Annotated in this window: 13 protein-coding genes; 3 read left to right on the top strand and 10 right to left on the bottom strand. The window is 69.9% G+C overall.

Annotated elements, in window-relative coordinates:
- Window positions 1-70: 70 nt before the first annotated feature.
- Together Q8Q85_09295 and Q8Q85_09290 are read left to right on the top strand one after the other, a co-directional pair.
- Window positions 71-1,639, top strand: a complete 1,569-nt coding sequence (locus Q8Q85_09295) for a carboxypeptidase regulatory-like domain-containing protein (GenBank protein MDP3774448.1) — start codon at window positions 71-73, stop codon at window positions 1,637-1,639.
- A 497-nt stretch (window positions 1,640-2,136) separates the two neighbouring features.
- Window positions 2,137-2,727 carry a hypothetical protein gene (locus Q8Q85_09290; GenBank protein ID MDP3774447.1) on the top strand — a complete coding sequence of 197 codons (591 nt, stop codon included), beginning with the start codon at window positions 2,137-2,139 and terminating at the stop codon, window positions 2,725-2,727.
- On the opposite strand, the gene Q8Q85_09285 is transcribed toward Q8Q85_09290, so the two are convergent.
- Both Q8Q85_09285 and Q8Q85_09280 read right to left on the bottom strand, forming a co-directional pair.
- Window positions 2,728-4,437 (bottom strand): methyl-accepting chemotaxis protein, encoded by a 1,710-nt coding sequence (locus Q8Q85_09285; protein ID MDP3774446.1) that lies wholly within the window; start codon window positions 4,435-4,437, stop codon window positions 2,728-2,730.
- Window positions 4,434-5,471: an ABC transporter substrate-binding protein gene (locus Q8Q85_09280; GenBank protein ID MDP3774445.1), complete on the bottom strand. Its 1,038-nt coding sequence runs from the start codon at window positions 5,469-5,471 to the stop codon at window positions 4,434-4,436. Before Q8Q85_09280 ends, Q8Q85_09285 begins: the two co-directional genes overlap by 4 nt.
- Window positions 5,472-6,529: 1,058 nt before the next feature.
- Between Q8Q85_09280 and Q8Q85_09275 the strand changes: the two genes are divergently transcribed.
- Window positions 6,530-7,066, top strand: a complete 537-nt coding sequence (locus tag Q8Q85_09275; protein MDP3774444.1) for a hypothetical protein — start codon at window positions 6,530-6,532, stop codon at window positions 7,064-7,066.
- Here the strand turns inward: Q8Q85_09275 and Q8Q85_09270 are convergent.
- From Q8Q85_09270 to Q8Q85_09235, 8 genes are all read right to left on the bottom strand, one after another.
- On the bottom strand, window positions 7,008-8,735 hold the full coding sequence (locus tag Q8Q85_09270; protein MDP3774443.1) for a M20/M25/M40 family metallo-hydrolase: 1,728 nt from the start codon (window positions 8,733-8,735) through the stop codon (window positions 7,008-7,010). The two genes, Q8Q85_09275 and Q8Q85_09270, sit on opposite strands and share 59 nt — an antisense overlap.
- A 724-nt stretch (window positions 8,736-9,459) precedes the next feature.
- Entirely contained in the window at window positions 9,460-10,119 is a 660-nt protein-coding gene (locus Q8Q85_09265; GenBank protein MDP3774442.1) for a hypothetical protein, read from the bottom strand.
- Window positions 10,120-10,128: 9 nt separating this feature from the next.
- Window positions 10,129-11,631: a 1-acyl-sn-glycerol-3-phosphate acyltransferase gene (locus Q8Q85_09260; protein ID MDP3774441.1), complete on the bottom strand. Its 1,503-nt coding sequence runs from the start codon at window positions 11,629-11,631 to the stop codon at window positions 10,129-10,131.
- Window positions 11,628-13,013, bottom strand: a complete 1,386-nt coding sequence (locus Q8Q85_09255) for a hypothetical protein (protein MDP3774440.1) — start codon at window positions 13,011-13,013, stop codon at window positions 11,628-11,630. Before Q8Q85_09255 ends, Q8Q85_09260 begins: the two co-directional genes overlap by 4 nt.
- A gap of 287 nt (window positions 13,014-13,300) precedes the next feature.
- Window positions 13,301-13,699 carry a PIN domain-containing protein gene (locus Q8Q85_09250; GenBank protein MDP3774439.1) on the bottom strand — a complete coding sequence of 133 codons (399 nt, stop codon included), beginning with the start codon at window positions 13,697-13,699 and terminating at the stop codon, window positions 13,301-13,303.
- The gene (locus tag Q8Q85_09245; protein ID MDP3774438.1) at window positions 13,696-13,956 is read right to left on the bottom strand and encodes a hypothetical protein; all 261 of its coding nucleotides are present in this window, start codon (window positions 13,954-13,956) and stop codon (window positions 13,696-13,698) included. Before Q8Q85_09245 ends, Q8Q85_09250 begins: the two co-directional genes overlap by 4 nt.
- Window positions 13,957-14,107: 151 nt before the next feature.
- On the bottom strand, window positions 14,108-16,027 hold the full coding sequence (locus tag Q8Q85_09240) for a hypothetical protein (protein ID MDP3774437.1): 1,920 nt from the start codon (window positions 16,025-16,027) through the stop codon (window positions 14,108-14,110).
- Window positions 16,028-16,145: 118 nt separating this feature from the next.
- The coding region (locus tag Q8Q85_09235; protein MDP3774436.1) for a hypothetical protein at window positions 16,146-16,575 on the bottom strand (430 nt) is incomplete at its 5' end.

Raw genomic sequence — 16,575 nt, 5'->3', positions numbered from 1 at the left:
CGGGAGCGTCGCGCGGAACAGCATTCGCGACACGGCGCTGTTCACCGTGTCGGCGGCGCCGCCGCCGTTGGTGAGCAGCGTGAGCCCGGCCAACGGGCCGCTGGCGGGCGGGACCAGTGTGACGATCACGGGCACCAACTTTGTGAACGTCACGGGCGTGACGGTCGGAGGTGGGGCGCTGCAGGGCCTGAGCGTGGTGAGCAGCACGCAGCTCACCGGGCAGACGCCGGCCGGCGGGAGCAGCGGGCCCCAGGACGTGGTGGTGAGCTCCTCCAGCCGCGGCAGCGGCACCTGCACGGGCTGTTTCACATACAACGCCGCGATGACCATCAGCCAGGTCAGCCCGAGCAACGGCCCGCTGTCCGGCGGCACGTTCGTCACCGTCACCGGCACCAACTTCCCGAGCACCGTCGACAGCGTCCAGGTCGACGGCGCGAAGCTGACTGGTGTCAGCCGGGTCAGCAGCATCCAGCTCACCGGCACCACCCCGGCCAGCAGCACCGGCGGCGCCAGGGACGTCACCGTCTACGCGAGCGCCAGCGGCAGCGCCACCTGCGCCGGCTGCTTCACCTATTCCGGGAACTTGGGGTTCCTCGGCGGGTTGGTCATTGACGGAGTCAGCGGAGCGGGGTTGCAGAACGCGACCGTGGGATTCCTCCAGGGGACTACGGTCGTGGCGTCGACGTCGACTATGTCCACCGGCGCCTACACCTCCCCGAGCCTCGAGGTCGGGACCTACGATGTCGTCGCCAGCGCGACTGGCTACGTCAGTGCCACTGTCCTGGGAGCCCAGGTCCAGGCCAACCAGACTGTGACGCTTGAGAACATCCCGCTCGTCCAATCGAGTTCGGTCCCAGGAGCAATCTCGGGTGTGGTGCGCGATGCGACCAATAACCAGCCGATAAACGGGGCAACGGTCGAGCTCCGCGCTGGGATAAACGCGACGACCGGTACACCCACGGCTACAACCACTACCAGCTCAACCGGTGGCTATCGCTTCACATCAATCGCCGCGGGCACCTACACGGTTCGCACGACGGCAACGGGTTACACGGATGGCGTACGAACCGGTACAGTGGTAGGCAACGGCGAGATCACCGGACAGGACGTGATCATGTCGCCGATAGCGACGGGCCAGGTGCGAATCGTCCTGACTTGGGGCAGCACGCCGTCCGACCTCGATGCACACCTTACAGGACCCACGGAAAGCGGTACGCGCTTCCACGTGTACTACGCCGATAGGGGAAGTCTGACACTCTCACCTTATGCGTCACTGGATGTAGATCAGACCTCGTCGTTCGGGCCAGAAACGATCACCATAGCCCAGCAGCTCAGTGGCGTGTACCGTTATTCCGTCCACGATTACTCGAATAGCGCGTCGACTTCCAGCACGGCGCTCGCCCTATCAGGCGCTCGAGTCGATCTGTACGTCGGCGGCACTAGACTGCAACAGTTCTTCGTGCCGAATCAGCCTGGAACCCTGTGGACGGTATTGGAGCTGAACGGGTCTACGATCGCGGCGATCAATACAATGACGTACCAGAGCGACCCCGGCATCATTCCCGCTCCGCCGGTTGGGACTATAGCTGCGCGGGCGCTGATGCCCGTCCCGGCCGCAAAGCCCACTGACCGTCACTAACACCTGCGCAGGCCTCAGCGCGACGTAGCCAGTCTCGCTGTTCCCGCCCGATGCCACGGCCGCGCCTACGCCACCAGACATGCTTCCGTCACGTCCCCGCCCCCGCCGGCCGACTCATCAGCTTGAGCCATGGCCGCCCGCCAGCATGCGGCGCTGAGGCGTCCCCAGAATGTCGCGACGCCGCCCGCCGAGCCGCGCGGGGTCCGCGTCCCTTCCCGAACGCCTGGCAGAGGGGTCGCGAGCCGAGGGCGCCTCGTCCGGCTAGAGTACCAGATCGGCCCTGAGGACGAATCCAGGATGGTTGTGGCCCGGTGGCGTTAACTCGTTGCCGGGCTTTTGTTTGACACCTTTTCCGTGGGTAGGGACTGTGGCGCCAACTGCTTGACGAACCCGTCGGTCCCTGCTAGGTTGCCGCTCGATTCCCGCCATCTTCCACGAAAGGTGCCGTTTCCGGCGGCCCTTCGTTGCGTAACTCGATGCCGGGCATGGAGATAGCCGTGACGACCGAGCTCAGCAGCGGGGCCATCTCCTCCATACTCGAAGCAGTCCCCGGCATTGCCACCGTACTTCGAAGCCCGGTGGCCGACGCGATCGTTAACCTCTCCCGCGCCGGAGCCGGACTGGCTCCCTTCGACCCCAAGTACGCCCACGAATTGATCCGGTACGCCGTTCGCCGCGGACTGATCCGCAGCGACGAGGGCGACCGCGTGGCAGCCGAGATCGAGGCGGTCCACCCGACCCTGCCTGAGAAGCCGGCCCCCAAGGCGGCTCCGCCGCCGGCGGTGCATCCGGCCGCGGCCCCGCGCCACCCGTTCGGGCGCAGGCCACACTCGGCCGCGCCCAAGCCCGCTCCCGCTCCCGCTCCCGCGGCCGCGCCTGCGCCCGTGGCTGCCGCCGCGCCCAAGCCCGCCCCCGCGCCCCAGCCGGCGGCCAAGCTCGGGCACAAAGCGAAGCCCGGGCACCAGGCGAAGCCCGGGCACAAGGCGAAGCCCGCGGCGAAGAAGACCAAGCCGCATCACAAGCCGAAAGCGAAACCGCGCCCCAAGGCCAAAGCGAAGGCGAAGGGCGCGGCGAAGAAGAAGAAGTAGTTAGACGCGGAAGCCCGATACGACCTTTCTCAGGCGCTCCGCGGCGGCCAGCATCTCTGACGCCGCGACCGCCATCTCCTCCGTAGAAGCGCTCTGTTCCTCGGCTGCCGCCGTCACTGACTCGGCGGCCGTGGCGTGCTTGGCAGCCTGCGCGGACACCGAGGCCGACACTGACTGGATCTCCTCGGCGGCGCGCCGGTTGGTCGCCGCGGTCCGGGCCACGGCCCGGGCCGCATCCTCCACGCCGGCTACGGAGGCGACGATCTCCTCGAGCCCCCGCGCCGCGGCCTGCGACACCGTTTCGACGCCCTGAACCTTCTCGACACCCTCTTCCATCGTCCGCGTCACCTGTTCCACCTGCTTGCGGATGAACTGCAGCGTCTCGGTGACCTGCTCCGCCGCCGCCGCACTCTCGTCGGCGAGCTTGCGCACTTCCTCGGCGACGACGGCGAAGCCGCGGCCGTGCTCGCCCGCGCGCGCGGCTTCGATGGCCGCGTTGAGCGCGAGCAGGTTGGTCTGGCTGGCGATGCGCTTGACCAGCGCGACGAACTCGTCGATCGCCTCGCTGGAGCGCGCCAACTCGGCCACCTCGGACGCGGACGCGCGCACCACGGAGCGCACGCCGAGTAGCGCGCCCAGCGCGCCCTGGACGTCCTGCTTGTGTTTGCCGGCGACGATGCGGATCTCCGCGCCGAGGGATGCCACGCGTTCGGCGGCGGCCGCGTTCTCGCCGGCCGCGGCGCGCAGCTCCGCGGCAGTCTGGCCGGATTGTTTGAGCCTGGCCGACTGCTGCTCCGCCCCGCTCGCGATCTCGACCATCGAGGTGGAGATCTCGCCGGACGATGCCGCGAGCTCTTCCGAGATCGCCGACAGGTCGCCCGCCGAGGACGCGATCCGCTCCGACTCCTGCACCACTTCGGCCACGATCCCGTGCAGCCGCTCCGCCATGTTCGTGAACGCGTTGGCGAGGAGGGCGAACTCCGTGGCCATCCGGCCCGGGTCCACGGAGCGGAGGTCGCCCTGCCCGAGGCGTTCGGCGGCGCGCACCAGCTTGCCCAGCGGCGCCTGCACGGCCCTGAGGGTCAGCACCGCGAGTGAGACACCGATCGCTGCGGTGGCCACGAGGAGCACCACCAGGAAGCCTTGGCGCTGAGATGCGGTGCGCCCCAGCTCGCCTGCGGCCAGCGAGGAGCGCTGCCTTTCGCGCAGGGAGAGGTTCTCGATGCCTTGGGCGATGAGATTCGCGGCTGCGCGCGCATTGCCCGCCATCGCCCGTGCTTCGTCGCCGCGGCCCAGGTCGGCCAGGGCCTGCGTCATCGCGTAGCTCACTTCCAGCGCGGACTGGAGCTTCCCGATGCTGTTGATCAGGACTAGGTCAGCGGTGGTGAGCTGGGCCAGGCGGTGATAGCGCCGGCGGAGCGCGTGCGTTGCCAGCCCGACGCTGTCGAAGCGCGCCCGCAGCTCAGGACTCGGCGCTGCCAGGTAGCGTTCGGCGGCGGTGATCTCGCTCAGGACGCCGCTCTGGAGGGAAGCGTTGATGTCCGCCGATTCGCGCAGGGCGTCGAGGCGGGCGATGGTGTCATTAGTCATCAGGCGAAGCGCGCCGATGCCGAAGAGCGCGGCGACCACTCCACCGGCCACGAGCAGCCCGAGGCCCGCGATGAGGCGCACTCGAATCGTCCGGAAGCCATCCCAGGTCGGAAGCTTCATGGGTTGTCCGCCGGAACGATGCGGCCCTCGCGCACCACGCCCACGACCACGCCCTTGTGGGGCACGTCTCCGCGGTCGTCGAACCCGATGCGGCCCGTCACGCCCTCGAACGGGTGCCCCTCGTCGATGGCCGCGAGCGCATCCCTGACGGCCGCGCGCGACGTTCCGCCGTTCCTGATCGCCCGCTCGATGAGATGGATCGCGTCGTAAGCTCCGGCGCCACGGTGGTCGGGCACCTCGCCGTTGTTGGCCGCGGCGTAAGCGCGCAGGAACGCGGCGTTCAGCTCGCCCCCCCCCGGGCGGTCAGGCAGGTAGTTAGACGTCAGATACACGCCCTCGGCGACCGCGCCCTCGCTCTGGATCCCGGACAGCGCGTCGCCTCCCATCACTGGCAGGGTGATGCCGCGCTGCCGCGCCTGCCTGAGAACGACCGCCGCGCTCGCGCGGTCTCCCGCGACCATCAGCACCTGAGCGCGGCCGGCGCGCTGGATGCGCTCCAGGTACGGGCCGAAGTCGCTGGTGGAGCCGAGGTACGGGTCACGCTCGTCGATGGCGCCGCCCAGACGCCGGAACTCGTCCGAGAAAGTACCGAGTATGCCGCGCCCGTAGTCGTCGTTGAGGTAGAGAACGGCGGCGTTCCGCGCCCCGAGCTTCTGGTATGCGAAGCGCGCGAGCTCTACCCCGTGTGCCAGGTCGGTCGCGCAGACGCGGAACGTGTAGCGGCCGATGCCGGTGAGGTCGGGGTTGGACGCCGACGGGGAGATCTCGACGACCGGGTTCGATCCCGAGTTGTAGATGTCCGCCGCCGCGATCGTCGTGCCGGACGTGAGATGGCCGACGACCGCGATGACGTCCGGGTTGTCGCGCAGTCGGACCGCGATGGCGATGGCGCGCGTCGTCTGCGCCGAGTCGTCTTCGACCTCGAGCTGGAGCTGGCGTCCGCCGACTCCTCCGGCGGCGTTGATCTCGCGGACCGCGAGCTGCGCGGCGAGAAGCATGGAGCGACCCCGAGGCTCGGAGAACGGCCCCGCGATCCCTATCAGCAGTGGGTCCCCGGTGCGTCGGCAGGCGGCCGCGGCCAGGAGGGTGAGGAGAACGGCGGCCGCTGTGCCAACGTGGTGGCCGCGGAGGCCGGTCAGGAAGCTATTGATTGGGGCGATCGGGCCGCCAAAGTGGTCGAGGGACGGCTAATGGTATGGCCGTCCCCGCGGGCGGCGCAAGACTCCAGCAGGCGCAAGGCCCCTATTCGCATGTCTTTGCCGCGTGCGCACTTCGCGGGTTGCTGCCCCGCATTCCCAACCACCCTGACGGTGGGCTGACGCGCGGTGGGTATCGTCTGCGCATTCGGGCGGTGGCCCATTCGCGGGTTGCATCCGCCGGGCAGGCCCACCGCGCGTCGAGGACAATATGGCGAGGTCCGAAAAAAAGTTGGGTACCAAATCACCGCAACGCGGATCCCTTTGTTGCGGTCTGGGACGCTCCTTTCGGCCGGTCCCGGCGTCCCCGGGAGGGGATTTGGAATGAGCGCCTGGGTGACCGTGATCACCCGTTGCGAGGGAGACATCAACTGGCAAATGAAGCCCCACGGCGTTATTTCTAGCCATACGCCGTTCTTCGGGGTGGTTCCGTGAACCGACTAAAAGTGCTCGTGGTCTCGGCGTTGGTCGCCGCTGCTCTCGCGTCGTCGCTCAACGCTCAACAGAACCTCGGCGATCTCGACGGCGACGGAGTGCCGAACCTTCAGGACCGTTGTCCTAACACGCCGCGTGGCAGCCGGGTGGATGCGAACGGATGCCCGCTGAGCGGCGCCGCCGCGACCCCTGCTCAACGCGACACCGTCACCCCGTCCGCAGGACTGAAGGGCCGTCGCCCCACGCCGACACTAGTGGGCCAGCCAGGGGCCGCGGCCCAACCCGCCGCGCCGGCGCCTACCCCAACTGCCGCCGCCGGGCGTCCCAGTCTGGTAACTCCGCAGGCCGCGCAGCCGGCGCCGCGTGCGGAACCACCAGCCTCTGCGCCGGACGCCGCGCAGCCCGCCGCTTCTAGCGGCTTCACGGCAGGGCTGGCGATGGCGCCGTTCACCGGTGGCGCCATGCCGGCACGGCTCGAGTACGCGCGGCGGGCGGCCCAGATGCTCGACTCGACGATCATCACGCTGGTGGGAGTGTTCCGGAACACCTCGGGACAACCGCTGGGCGGTGCGGCGGATACCGCGTCGTTGTCGCAGCGCGAGCGCGATCGCTGGCGGCGTTGCCGCGACCTGCACTGGGACCTCACGACGTATGCCGAAGCCGTGAGCGCGGTCAGGGACAGCCTGAGCGCCGATCTCGCCCTCCAGCGCGCCGCGGCCGGGCTCGACACGGCACTCTCGGATCTTCAGGCCACGGCCGAATGCGACAACGTCGCCAGCATGATAGCCGCCCCCACGCGGTGGCAGCCGTGGCAGCAGCAGTACGAATCTTCGGCCCGCTCGTTCTACCGGGAGTGGTACGCCCAGATCCGGAACGTGCACGAGAAGGACCGCACTTTCGTGATCGCGCTCAACGCGGCGCTGCCGGCGGCTCGCCGGCTCACCGTGCCGCCAGGGTTGCCGCGGAACCCGCCGTATGCCGGCGCGGCGCCGCGGTAGAGTGTCGAAGCAAGAAGGGCGTTGGAGGTCCCGCCCGCCGTTCTCCGGCCGCGCGAAACTCCGATGAGGGATTCCAGACCGGCTGCGCCGTGGCGTTGCCGACCGCCAATGCGACGCGCACCAGCACTCGCGCCTGCTGCAAGGCCCCTTCCATCGTGTACCAGGGCAGGATCTCGTCGGTCACCTGGTGGTAGCGGTCGCGGTTGAAGGTCTCCCACGCCTCCTCGCCCCATCCTGCCGGCTTCCCCACGTACTCGTTGCCGTGCTCCCACGAGAGCGCGGGCACGCCGGCGCGTGCCAGTGGGAAGTGGTCGGACCGGAAGAACGACCCCCGGAGGAGCGAGCCCTGATCGACCTTGACGCGTAGTCGCTCGCCGCGCGCGGCGCGATCGAAGACGGGACCGAGGCTGGACTGGTCGCCGCCCAGGACCGCGATGTCGCGGGTAGCGCCGAACAGGTTCGCTACGTCGAAGTTGAGCACCGCGGCGACCAGGGCGAGCGGGACCGGTGGCCGCTCGGCGAGCGCCTGCGAACCGAGGAGGCCCTTCTCCTCCGCGGCAACGGCCACGAAGAGGAGCGAGCGGCGCGGTCTCACACCGGTGCGGACGAACGCGTCGGCCACCGCGAGGATCGTGGCCACTCCCGAGGCGTTGTCCAAGGCGCCGTTCAGGATCGAGTCGCCGTTCACCGGCTGTTGCGCGACGCCGATGTGGTCATAGTGCGAGCTGATCATTACGACTTCGTCGCGGAGCGCAGGGTCGCTCCCGGCCAGCCGCCCGACAACGTTCGCGGTGGTGGTGCGCCGCATCGCAGAGCGGACGGTACCGCGCAGCTCGATGCCGGTGGCGACCGGTCGGAAGTCTCGCCGGGCAGCGGAATTCATCAGCTGCCCGAGCTCGAGTCCCTTCGCGCGCATCAGATCGGCCAGGGCGCCCTGAGTGATCCATCCCGCGAACGAGAGCGACGTCGGAGGCCGGTCGAGCCGGACCTGATCCCCCGTCCACGAGTTGCGCACGGTGCTCCACCCGTAGGTGGCCATCGTGTCATTGTGGACGAGCAGCACTCCGGCGGCGCCCCGCCGCGCGGCTTCCTCGAGCTTGTAGGTCCAGCGGCCGTAGTACGTTAGAATGCGCCCGCGGAAGATCGACGGGTCGCGGAGTCCGGGATCGTTGACCAGCATGACGAGGATCTTCCCCCGCACGTCCATGCCCTTGTAGTCGTCCCACTGCCACTCGGGCGCGGTGATGCCGAAGCCGACGAATACCAGCTCGCCGCTCGCGCTCACCAGGCGCTCGGAGCGCTCCGCCCACGCGACGTACTCGTCGGCGTAGCGCAGGGTCCGAGCGGGGGCACCGCCCGTCACCTCGAAGGCGGGCGCGGGGACCAGAGTGATGATAGGGACGTGATGGAAGTACGTGCCGCTGTCTCCCGCCGGCTCGATTCCCATGCCCATGAACTGCGCGGCGATGTACTGCGCGGCGATCTCCCCGCCCCGCGCGCCGGTGCCGCGTCCCTCCAGCAGGTCGTCGGCGAGGAAGTGCAGCCGCGAGCTGATGTCGTGGGCACGGAGCGCGGCGGTGACGCGCGCTTCGGGAGGCGCCGCGCGCTGGCCGCGCGCGGCTGAAGCGAGCGTCGCCAGGATCGCCAGGCTCAAGAAAAGACTCTTCATCGGTGGTCGTCCGTAGATGAGTGAGTGTAAGGGCGCCGAACCGTAGCGACAGTGTAGAGGGCCGGCAAGCGATATCGTCCACAAGGTTTCCCAGTCCACATTTCGACACCGTGGGGAAAGCTGGTCGAACTCATTCGAGTCATGGGGTTTGGAGTCCACATCGTTGCCCACACGAAGCCGCGTAACCCGAAGCAAATCCGGCACTTGCGTGCCCCTTCGACGATTCTATATTTGGCGCGTCGTCAGCGGGGAAGGGATTGGGCTCTGCTCGATCAACGCCTGCTGATGGGCCCGAGCGGTAGCTTGGGGGAGGATGCCGAAGCAACAAAGGGCTCAGGCGTCCGTCGATCCCAGGAGTACCCACCGACCCGGGTAGGCGAGGCCAATCGCGCGCCTCGTCCACCCCGCCGTGGCGCAGCGGGGTGCAGTGCGGGAGGCCGGTCCGCGATCCGGCACGACCCGAAGCGCTCGGCGCAGTGAACCGCGTGGCATGGCCATGTTGTGTGGGGATGGAAGCCGGAGCTTCTGCCAGCCCTACCGGGAACCTGACAAGACAACCGGTGGCTCGTGGGAGAAAAACGAAGGAGCAATCCTTCGGCTCCGGGTAACTGCTCCGGCGACGGCCCGACTGGGGAAACTCAGCCGGGCCGTCGTGTTCTTGGGAGGGGAACAGGGAGCGGTACCTTTGGATCTTCGTCGCGGAGTCCGTGCGCCTCCTTGCGCATCAATCGGTACCGCTCCCCGCTCCCCGCTCCCCTCCTCCGAGCTCCACGTACGTCCACCCGCGCTTGCGGTCGCTGGCGAACGCGGCGGGCGGGAAGAGGAACCCCGCTCCGACGGCGCTGAACCAGGCGGCGTGCAGATGATCCGCGCCTTCGGGGACGGGGCCCTGGAACAGCTCTAGCAGCCAGCGGCGTACGTGCTCGATTTCCGGCGCCCGCGGCGACAGGAAGGACACCAGGGCGCCGGCCCCCTGGGTCGTGACCTGGAAGTGCGCCATCGCGTTCCACCGCTCGGTGAATTCGTACCCCCTCACGAACGGCTCGTCCACCACCTGCTTGCCGTCCACCGGAGCGTGTTGCGGCGTTTCGACCTTCGGCCCGAAGTAGCGGTAGACCGTTTCTGGCCCGACCTCGCGCTCGATCACAGTGGCGGAGGTCTCCCCGGCGAACCAGACGGCGTGGAGCCGGTCGGAGGGCTGCACGAGTCCGGTCTCGCCGGTCCATTGGAGCGCCGCGAGGGCGTGGAAGAGCGGGCAACCCGCGCTGTCGTCGTCGGCGGGGAGGAGGCGCGGCGCCCGTCCGGCCGCGCGCACGAACTCGGCCAGCGCGTCGGACCGGTCCTCGAAATCGGCGGTGGAGCGGGGGAGGTCGCCGGCGGTCATGGCGGAAGCCTAGCCGGCGCGCGCCGGAGGCGCAGGAGGGGGCTTCAGCTTGTACGCTACCTCGATCTCACCGGTGTCGAATGCGGGAGTCATCAATCCTTCCGACCGTGGGTGGGCCGGCAAGAAGTGGCGGATCGAGTTGGCGTAGTACTCGAGGAGCGGCCGCTGTCGGGGCATGACGACCACGGTGGCGCCTTCGACGAGCACGGTTCGCCGCATGCGGAACATCAGCCTCGCCCGTTCCCACGTCTCGGCGATCTCGCGGTCGGCGCGTACCACCTTGGAGTTCGTCTCGAGGAGGTGGTCGCGGTAGTCCTGCATCCGCTCGAGCACGTCGGTGAGCGGGACCGTGTCGCGCTCGAAGGAGAGCAGCGCAGCGGAGGCGAGCGCCACCGGCGTCACGGGGATCACGCCCTTGATGCGCTCCAGCACCTCGTCGGCGAGCCGCTGCACGTGCGGCAGCCGCTCCGCCCTGACCAGTCCGAGCACGTCGCCGTCCTGCCTCGCGAGCCAGTTCTTGAGGGAGAGCGGTGTGCCGAAGTTGACCGCGGCGCGCCCGTAGCGCTTCAGCCGTCCGGTGAGGAAGCGCACGGTGTTGAAGAAGAGGTAGTTGGTCACGGCGAAGAGCTGCTTGCGGCGCGGCTCGCGGAGTGACTCGTCGAGGCACTCGCGGATGAGTGACCGATCCTCCAGCGTACGGTCGTAGTTGATGGCGACCGGCACGAACCAGATGTCGCGGTCGAATCCCTCGTCGCGCACGGTCCCCACGATGTAGTCGAGGAGACCGATCTTGGCGGGCCGGAACTTCCCGTCGCGCGAGAGGCCGCCCTCCAGGAAGATCCCCTGGGTGACGCCGTGGCGGGTGATGAGCTGGATGTAACGCTGGAGCACGGCGTGGTAGAGCGGCTCCTTGTAGCGGCGGCGGATGAAGTAGGAGCCGAACGACTTGAAGACTGTCTCGAGCGGCCAGACGCGCGCCCACTCGCCCACCGCGTAGCTCACCGCGACGCCCCGGGCCAGCACGTAGGCGACGACGACGTAGTCGGCGTTGGAGCGGTGGTTCATCAGGTAGACGACGACGTCTTTTCTTGGGATGCGGTTCAGCGCCTCGTCGTCCTGGTACTCGATGGTCACCTTGTAGAGCAGGTTGAGCGTCAGCTTGGCGAGGTTGTAGCCGAGCTTGTAGTAGGAGAGGACGTTGAAGAAGGGGAGTATCTCGTCGATGTAGTGCTCGACGCGGACCCGCACGTCGAGCTCGCTGATCTTCTTCTCTTTCATGTGCTCGCGCATCGCGGCGGTGACGACGGGGTCGAGGATCAACTCGTCGTGGATGGCGCGGCGGGAGACCAGCTTGAAGCGGGCGATGCGGGCCTGGAAGTCGCGGACGGTGTGGCGGGCCCAGCGGCGGAAGCGGGCGCGCACCACGGCCCCGGTGGCGCGGGTGGTCCACAGGGCCAGACCGCCGGCCAGGAGAGCGGCGACGGCGAAGAGGAGCCAGGCAGTGAGGGTCACGGCGCGGCGCGCGCGGCGGCCTCGATGCGCTGGAAGCGGGGATCGGCGCGGATCGGGTCGAATTCCGGGTAGCGCAGGATCCAGGAGTAGATGACCGACGGCGGGATCGTCTGGAGCATCGCGATCGCGCCCTCACGGTCGCCGAGCGCGATCCTGCCGATAGCCGGGCCAGTGGCGAGCATCCCGCGCGCGAAATCGGCGGACGGGGCAGCCTCGAACGCGGCTTGGTAGCCGCGCGCGCTCGCGGTGTCACCGAGGGCAGCGGCGGCGGCGACCAGTACCGTCAGCGCGTCGTAGACGGCGATGCCGCTGCCCAGCTCGTGGGCGCGCCGGGCGTCCTCGAGAGCGCCGCGCGCGTCGCCGGTCGCGAGCCGGGCGCGGGCGCGCCCGACGCGGGCGCGCCACAGCAGCGGGTTCTCGGCCACGGCCGAGTCGGCCAGGCGGAGGGTGACGACCCACCGGTGCGAGAAGGAGAGTACGAGGGACAACTCGTAGAGCGTCTGCGCGCGTAGCGGATCGATGGCCAGGGCCCGCTCGTACGTGGCGACGGCGGCGGAGTCCTGACCGAGGAACGTCAGGACCTGTCCCAGCTGATGGTGCGCCTCGGCGTTGCGGGGGTCGAGGCGGACGGCGCGCTCGAGGGCCGAGCGCGCCTCACGCATGCCGCTGGCGGTGTTGGTGCCGGCGCGGAGCCAGCCCCACGCCAGCCAGGCGTCGGACGAGTTCTGGTCGAGCAGCAGCGCGCGCTGTGCGGCGCGTTCGGCGCGCACCGCCGCGCTGTCGGCCGGGATGCCCTCGAGGCCGTACAGGCCTGCCAGCACGTAGGCGTAGGCGATGCGTGCCTGCGCGGCGGTGAAGGTCGAGTCCAGCGCAAGCGCCCGGTGGTACTCGCGGATCGCGGCCGCGAGCGAGCCCGCGCTGCGGGTGCCGAGGGCGTGGTTGCCGCGCAGGAAGTGGTCCCACGCCGCGGGGTCGCGCGTCGGCCGTGCCACCAGGACGCTGCGCTCACCGGGCAGGAGCTGGCCGGCCACATTCGTGGCGACCTCGCGTGCGATGGTCTCCTGGACATCGAGGAGGTCTTCCTGTCCGCGGTTGTAGTCCTCGCCCCAGACCCGCACACCGTCCGCGGCGCGTAGCAAACGCACCGAGACCCGGAGCCGGTTCCCGCCGCGACGGACACTGCCCTCGACGAGATACCTGACGCCGAGCCGGCGCGCGAGCGCCTGCGGATCCGCGACCGCCGCCTGCGCGCGCACCACCACGCTCCGGCCCGGGACGCGCAAGCGAGCGACGGCACCCAGGCGCGAGATCAACTCCTCGGTGAGGCCCTCGGCCAGATAGACGTCGGCGGAATCGCGTGAGAGGTTGGCGAACGGCAGCACCGCGATGCTGGCCTGCGACGGGGCGGCGGGCCGCGCGCCCGCACAGGGCGGCGGCGTGCCGTCGGGACACTGGGAGAAAGCCAGACGCGCAGACGCGCCAGACGCGCAGACGCACAGGAACAGCGCGCGCCACGAGATTGATGTTGCGACTCGGCGAAAGGACTGTCGCTGAAGCGACGCCCCGGTACGCGCCTTCAGCCGCAGAGGCGGAGCCGCAGCTACAGCCGCTTTGGCGCCGCACCGAGCACCGGCTTCAGGCGCGGACTCTGTCGGAACGCGCGCTCGCTTCATGCCGGCACCACCTTGAAGCCCTCGCGCGCGAAGTCGGCGTCGAACGCGAAGGCGGTCTCGAGGCCCAGCTCCCGCATGACGGTGAAGCTGCCGGCGTCCACGATGTTGACCCGCCGTTTCCGGCGCTGGAACAGGAGATCCTCCGCCGCGCGATGACGCGCGCCGTCCATCCACGCCACGTCGCAGGTCTGGGCTACAGCCGCGAACAGCTCCAGCGGCTTCCAGCCCAGCCGGTGCTGAATGAGCCCCATCGTCTCGGCGAGCACATAGGACGTCGTAATGAACCGCTCATCTCTGGCGACCAGCTCCGCGTAGGCCTTCCGGGCGGCCGCGTGGTCCTGGTCTCCCGCCGACGCGAGGGCGAGCCAGGCCGACGTGTCCACGAACACGCTCACGGCTGTCGGCGCCCGTAGGCGTAGTCGTCATGCTCACGCGCCACGTCGCGCCGGCCGTCGACGTCCTTGCCGGTGCCGACCAGGGCGAGGCGAACTTCCCTCACCAGCGCCGGCTTCTGACGCCCGGCCCCAAGAGCCTCGTCCAGAAGGTCGCGCAGCACCGCCGAGAGCGATTTATGGCGCTCGTAGGCGAGACGTTTCAGATGTTCGTACTGGCGGCGCTCCAGCTGAACCTGCGTTCTGACTTTGGCACTCATGGCGTCATCATTACATCATGATATCATATGCGCAAGCCGTGGCGTGAAACCAGCGCCGAGCGGGTGCGGCGTAAGGCAGGCCCTGAAGGCCCGTCCTTCAGGACTCGCCTTTGCCTAGCCCGGGCCTCAGCCCGGGGCGGCACGCGGCAGCTCACCTCGGCCCCTGATACCACGGCGCGGCGCGAACCCGCCCGGCGAGCGCGCTGTCCGCGACCCCCGCGGCGCTCGCGAGCCGCTGGAGCGTCGGCAGGGCGCGCCCCACGCGAGTCTGGGCCGGCACCCGCTCGCGCCGCGCCCACACGCTGTCCATCACGTCGGCGCGGAAGGCCGCCGGGAGCTCGAGCTGCCAGATGGGCCGCACCGGCGATCCCGCGACGAGGGGGATTGCCGTGGCGGCGGCGAACGCCGAATCGGGGAGAATGCCGAGCCCTTGGAGCGCTGCCGCCATGACGCCGACCGCCGAGTCGGCGCGCCCGAACTCACCCCGCATCAGGAACAGATTGAACGTCCACGCCAGCGCCTCGGTCTGGTCGGTCGGCAAGGGAAAGAGCCCGGAAAAGAGCCCGCCCGTCCACAAGCCGTCCGCGACGAGATGCGCCGCCGCATAACGACCCAGCTTGCCGAGCAGTGCCAGCCGCCGGGCACCCACGATCGTCAGACCCGCCTCGACGCCCAGCGAGTCCGCGATCGCGAGCTCGCGCAAGGCGCGCTCGAGATCGCCCTGCCGCTCGAACACCCGGGCGGCGGTGGCGTGGGCCTCCCCCTCGGCGGGGCCGACCGTCAGCCAGCGGTCCGCCCAGGCGCGCGCCGCGTCCAATGCCCGCCGCCGCGCCGCCGAGAGCGTCTTGGCCGGCCATGCGCCGAGCGACTCGGCGGGCACCAGCTCGAAGCTGTCACGCAGGATCGGGATGAACAGACGCGGGGTCCCCTGAAAGAACGTCGCTTGGAACGAGCCGGCCTCGCGGCGCACGCCGACCACGAAGCCCGGCAAGTCGCCCGCGGCCAGCAGGTGCGCGGCGACCAGCGGGATGAATGCCCCGTGGCCCCCCGGGTCCAACTCGAGCACGCGCTGCGCGAAACGGTTGGTGCGGTTGAGTGAGCCACGCGGCCGCTCGCCGGCTCCCACGGGAACCAGGATGGGATCGAACCACTCGAGCAGCGACAGGATGCCCAGCGCATTGATGTCATTCGAGTCGGCCGCCACGAGCCGCTCGAGCGTGCGCCGCGCCGCCGAGAACCGTCCTTCGAGCAACCCGCTCAAGGCCACCGCCACCTCCCGGTCGGCGGGCGGCAGTTGCGCGCCGAGCTGCACGGCGCGCGCGGCATAGCGCTGGGCCGCGCTCTGCGGCTCCAAGAGGGCGCCGAGCGGGTTGATGAACAGGGACGCCAGGGCCAGCGTCACGTAGGGCTTGGCGAACGTGCTGTCGAGCCGCACCGCTTCGAGCAGCGCCTCGCGCGCGCGGCGGTACTGGGCGCGCGAGGCGAACCCGACGCCGCGGAGGTAGGCCCGGTAGGCGTCGAGCGAGCGCGTCGTGGTGGCGCCCAAGTCCACGCTGGCCGTGCCGAGCCCGGCGGTCCGCAGCAGGGCGGTGCCGATGCGCTCGAAGGCGGGCCGCACGTCGCCGCCGGCGGGCACGTCTTCGGCGGCGCGCACCAGCTCGCGGCTGGTGACCACGTCGTAGGCGCGCGCGCTGACGCGCACCCGACCTCCAGTCGCGATCACGTCGCCCGTCACCGCGGTCCAGCCGCCGGTCTCCTCCGCGACTCGCCGCACCCGCGCCGGATCCATCACGGTGCCGGGCACCAAGCCGCCCCGGCGCAGGGACGGGTAGAGCTGGTCGTCGCGCACCACGGTGATCTCGCGCCAGCGCGCCAGCGCGTCGCCCAGCATGGTGGTGGAGCCCTCGATGAGCCACTCGTGCTCGGGCGAGCGGGAGAGGTTCCGGAAGGGCAGGATGAGAAAGCGGCGACCGCGCTCGGCGGGCGGGGGTGGAACGCGCGTCGTCGCGCGGGCTCGCGCACCCGCGCACGGGGGCGGGGTGCCGTCGGGGCATTGGGCCAGAGCGGGCACAGGCGCACCGGCGCAGCAGGCGCACAGAAGCAGCGTGCGCAGCGCGGCAGCCTTGCGCCCGTGCGCATGCGCGCCTGTGAGGCGGTGTGCCGACGCGCCTGTGCCGCCGGTCATCGAGCTAGGGATAGCTCAGGGTGATCTGCTCGTCCACGCAACGCGCCGAGGGATCCGCCGGATCCGTCACGCAGGGGCGGAAGCGGAACCGCGCGGTGGCGGGCCGCTCTCGCCGGAGCGCGGCGACGACGTCAGCGTCGCGGAGCACCACGTGGAACCCGCCTGGTTCGGGCTCCAAGCGCACGGACGCCGTTAGGACGGGGCGATGCCGTACCGTGGTGTCCGCACTCACGACCTCGTGCAGAGCATGCAGCGCGGAGCGGAGCAGGTCGGCCAGCGGTCCACTCCGAGGCCGGCTGCCGGGGATGCGGTCCACGTTGGCGATGACCTCCCAGTGTTTGCCGCCCACGTCGAACTCGGCCGTCCAGTTGAAGTCGGAATCCGTGAGGCGCGTCTCGGTCCGGAACCACGAGAAGCTCTCGCCCTGCACCGCC

Source organism: Gemmatimonadales bacterium (assembly GCA_030697825.1).
Classification (GTDB): Bacteria; Gemmatimonadota; Gemmatimonadetes; order Gemmatimonadales; family JACORV01; genus JACORV01.
Note: the sequence above shows the minus strand (reverse complement) of the source record. Positions and strands in the feature narration are given on the sequence as shown.

Bases quoted from the DNA above. Each gene is read 5' to 3' on its own strand.
- Q8Q85_09285 (MDP3774446.1), bottom strand. From the start codon at position 4,437: ATGAAGCTTCCGACCTGGGATGGCTTCCGGACGATTCGAGTGCGCCTC.
- Q8Q85_09275 (MDP3774444.1), top strand. From the start codon at position 6,530: ATGCCGGCACGGCTCGAGTACGCGCGGCGGGCGGCCCAGATGCTCGAC.
- Q8Q85_09270 (MDP3774443.1), bottom strand. From the start codon at position 8,735: ATGAAGAGTCTTTTCTTGAGCCTGGCGATCCTGGCGACGCTCGCTTCA.
- Q8Q85_09265 (MDP3774442.1), bottom strand. From the start codon at position 10,119: ATGACCGCCGGCGACCTCCCCCGCTCCACCGCCGATTTCGAGGACCGG.
- Q8Q85_09245 (MDP3774438.1), bottom strand. From the start codon at position 13,956: ATGAGTGCCAAAGTCAGAACGCAGGTTCAGCTGGAGCGCCGCCAGTAC.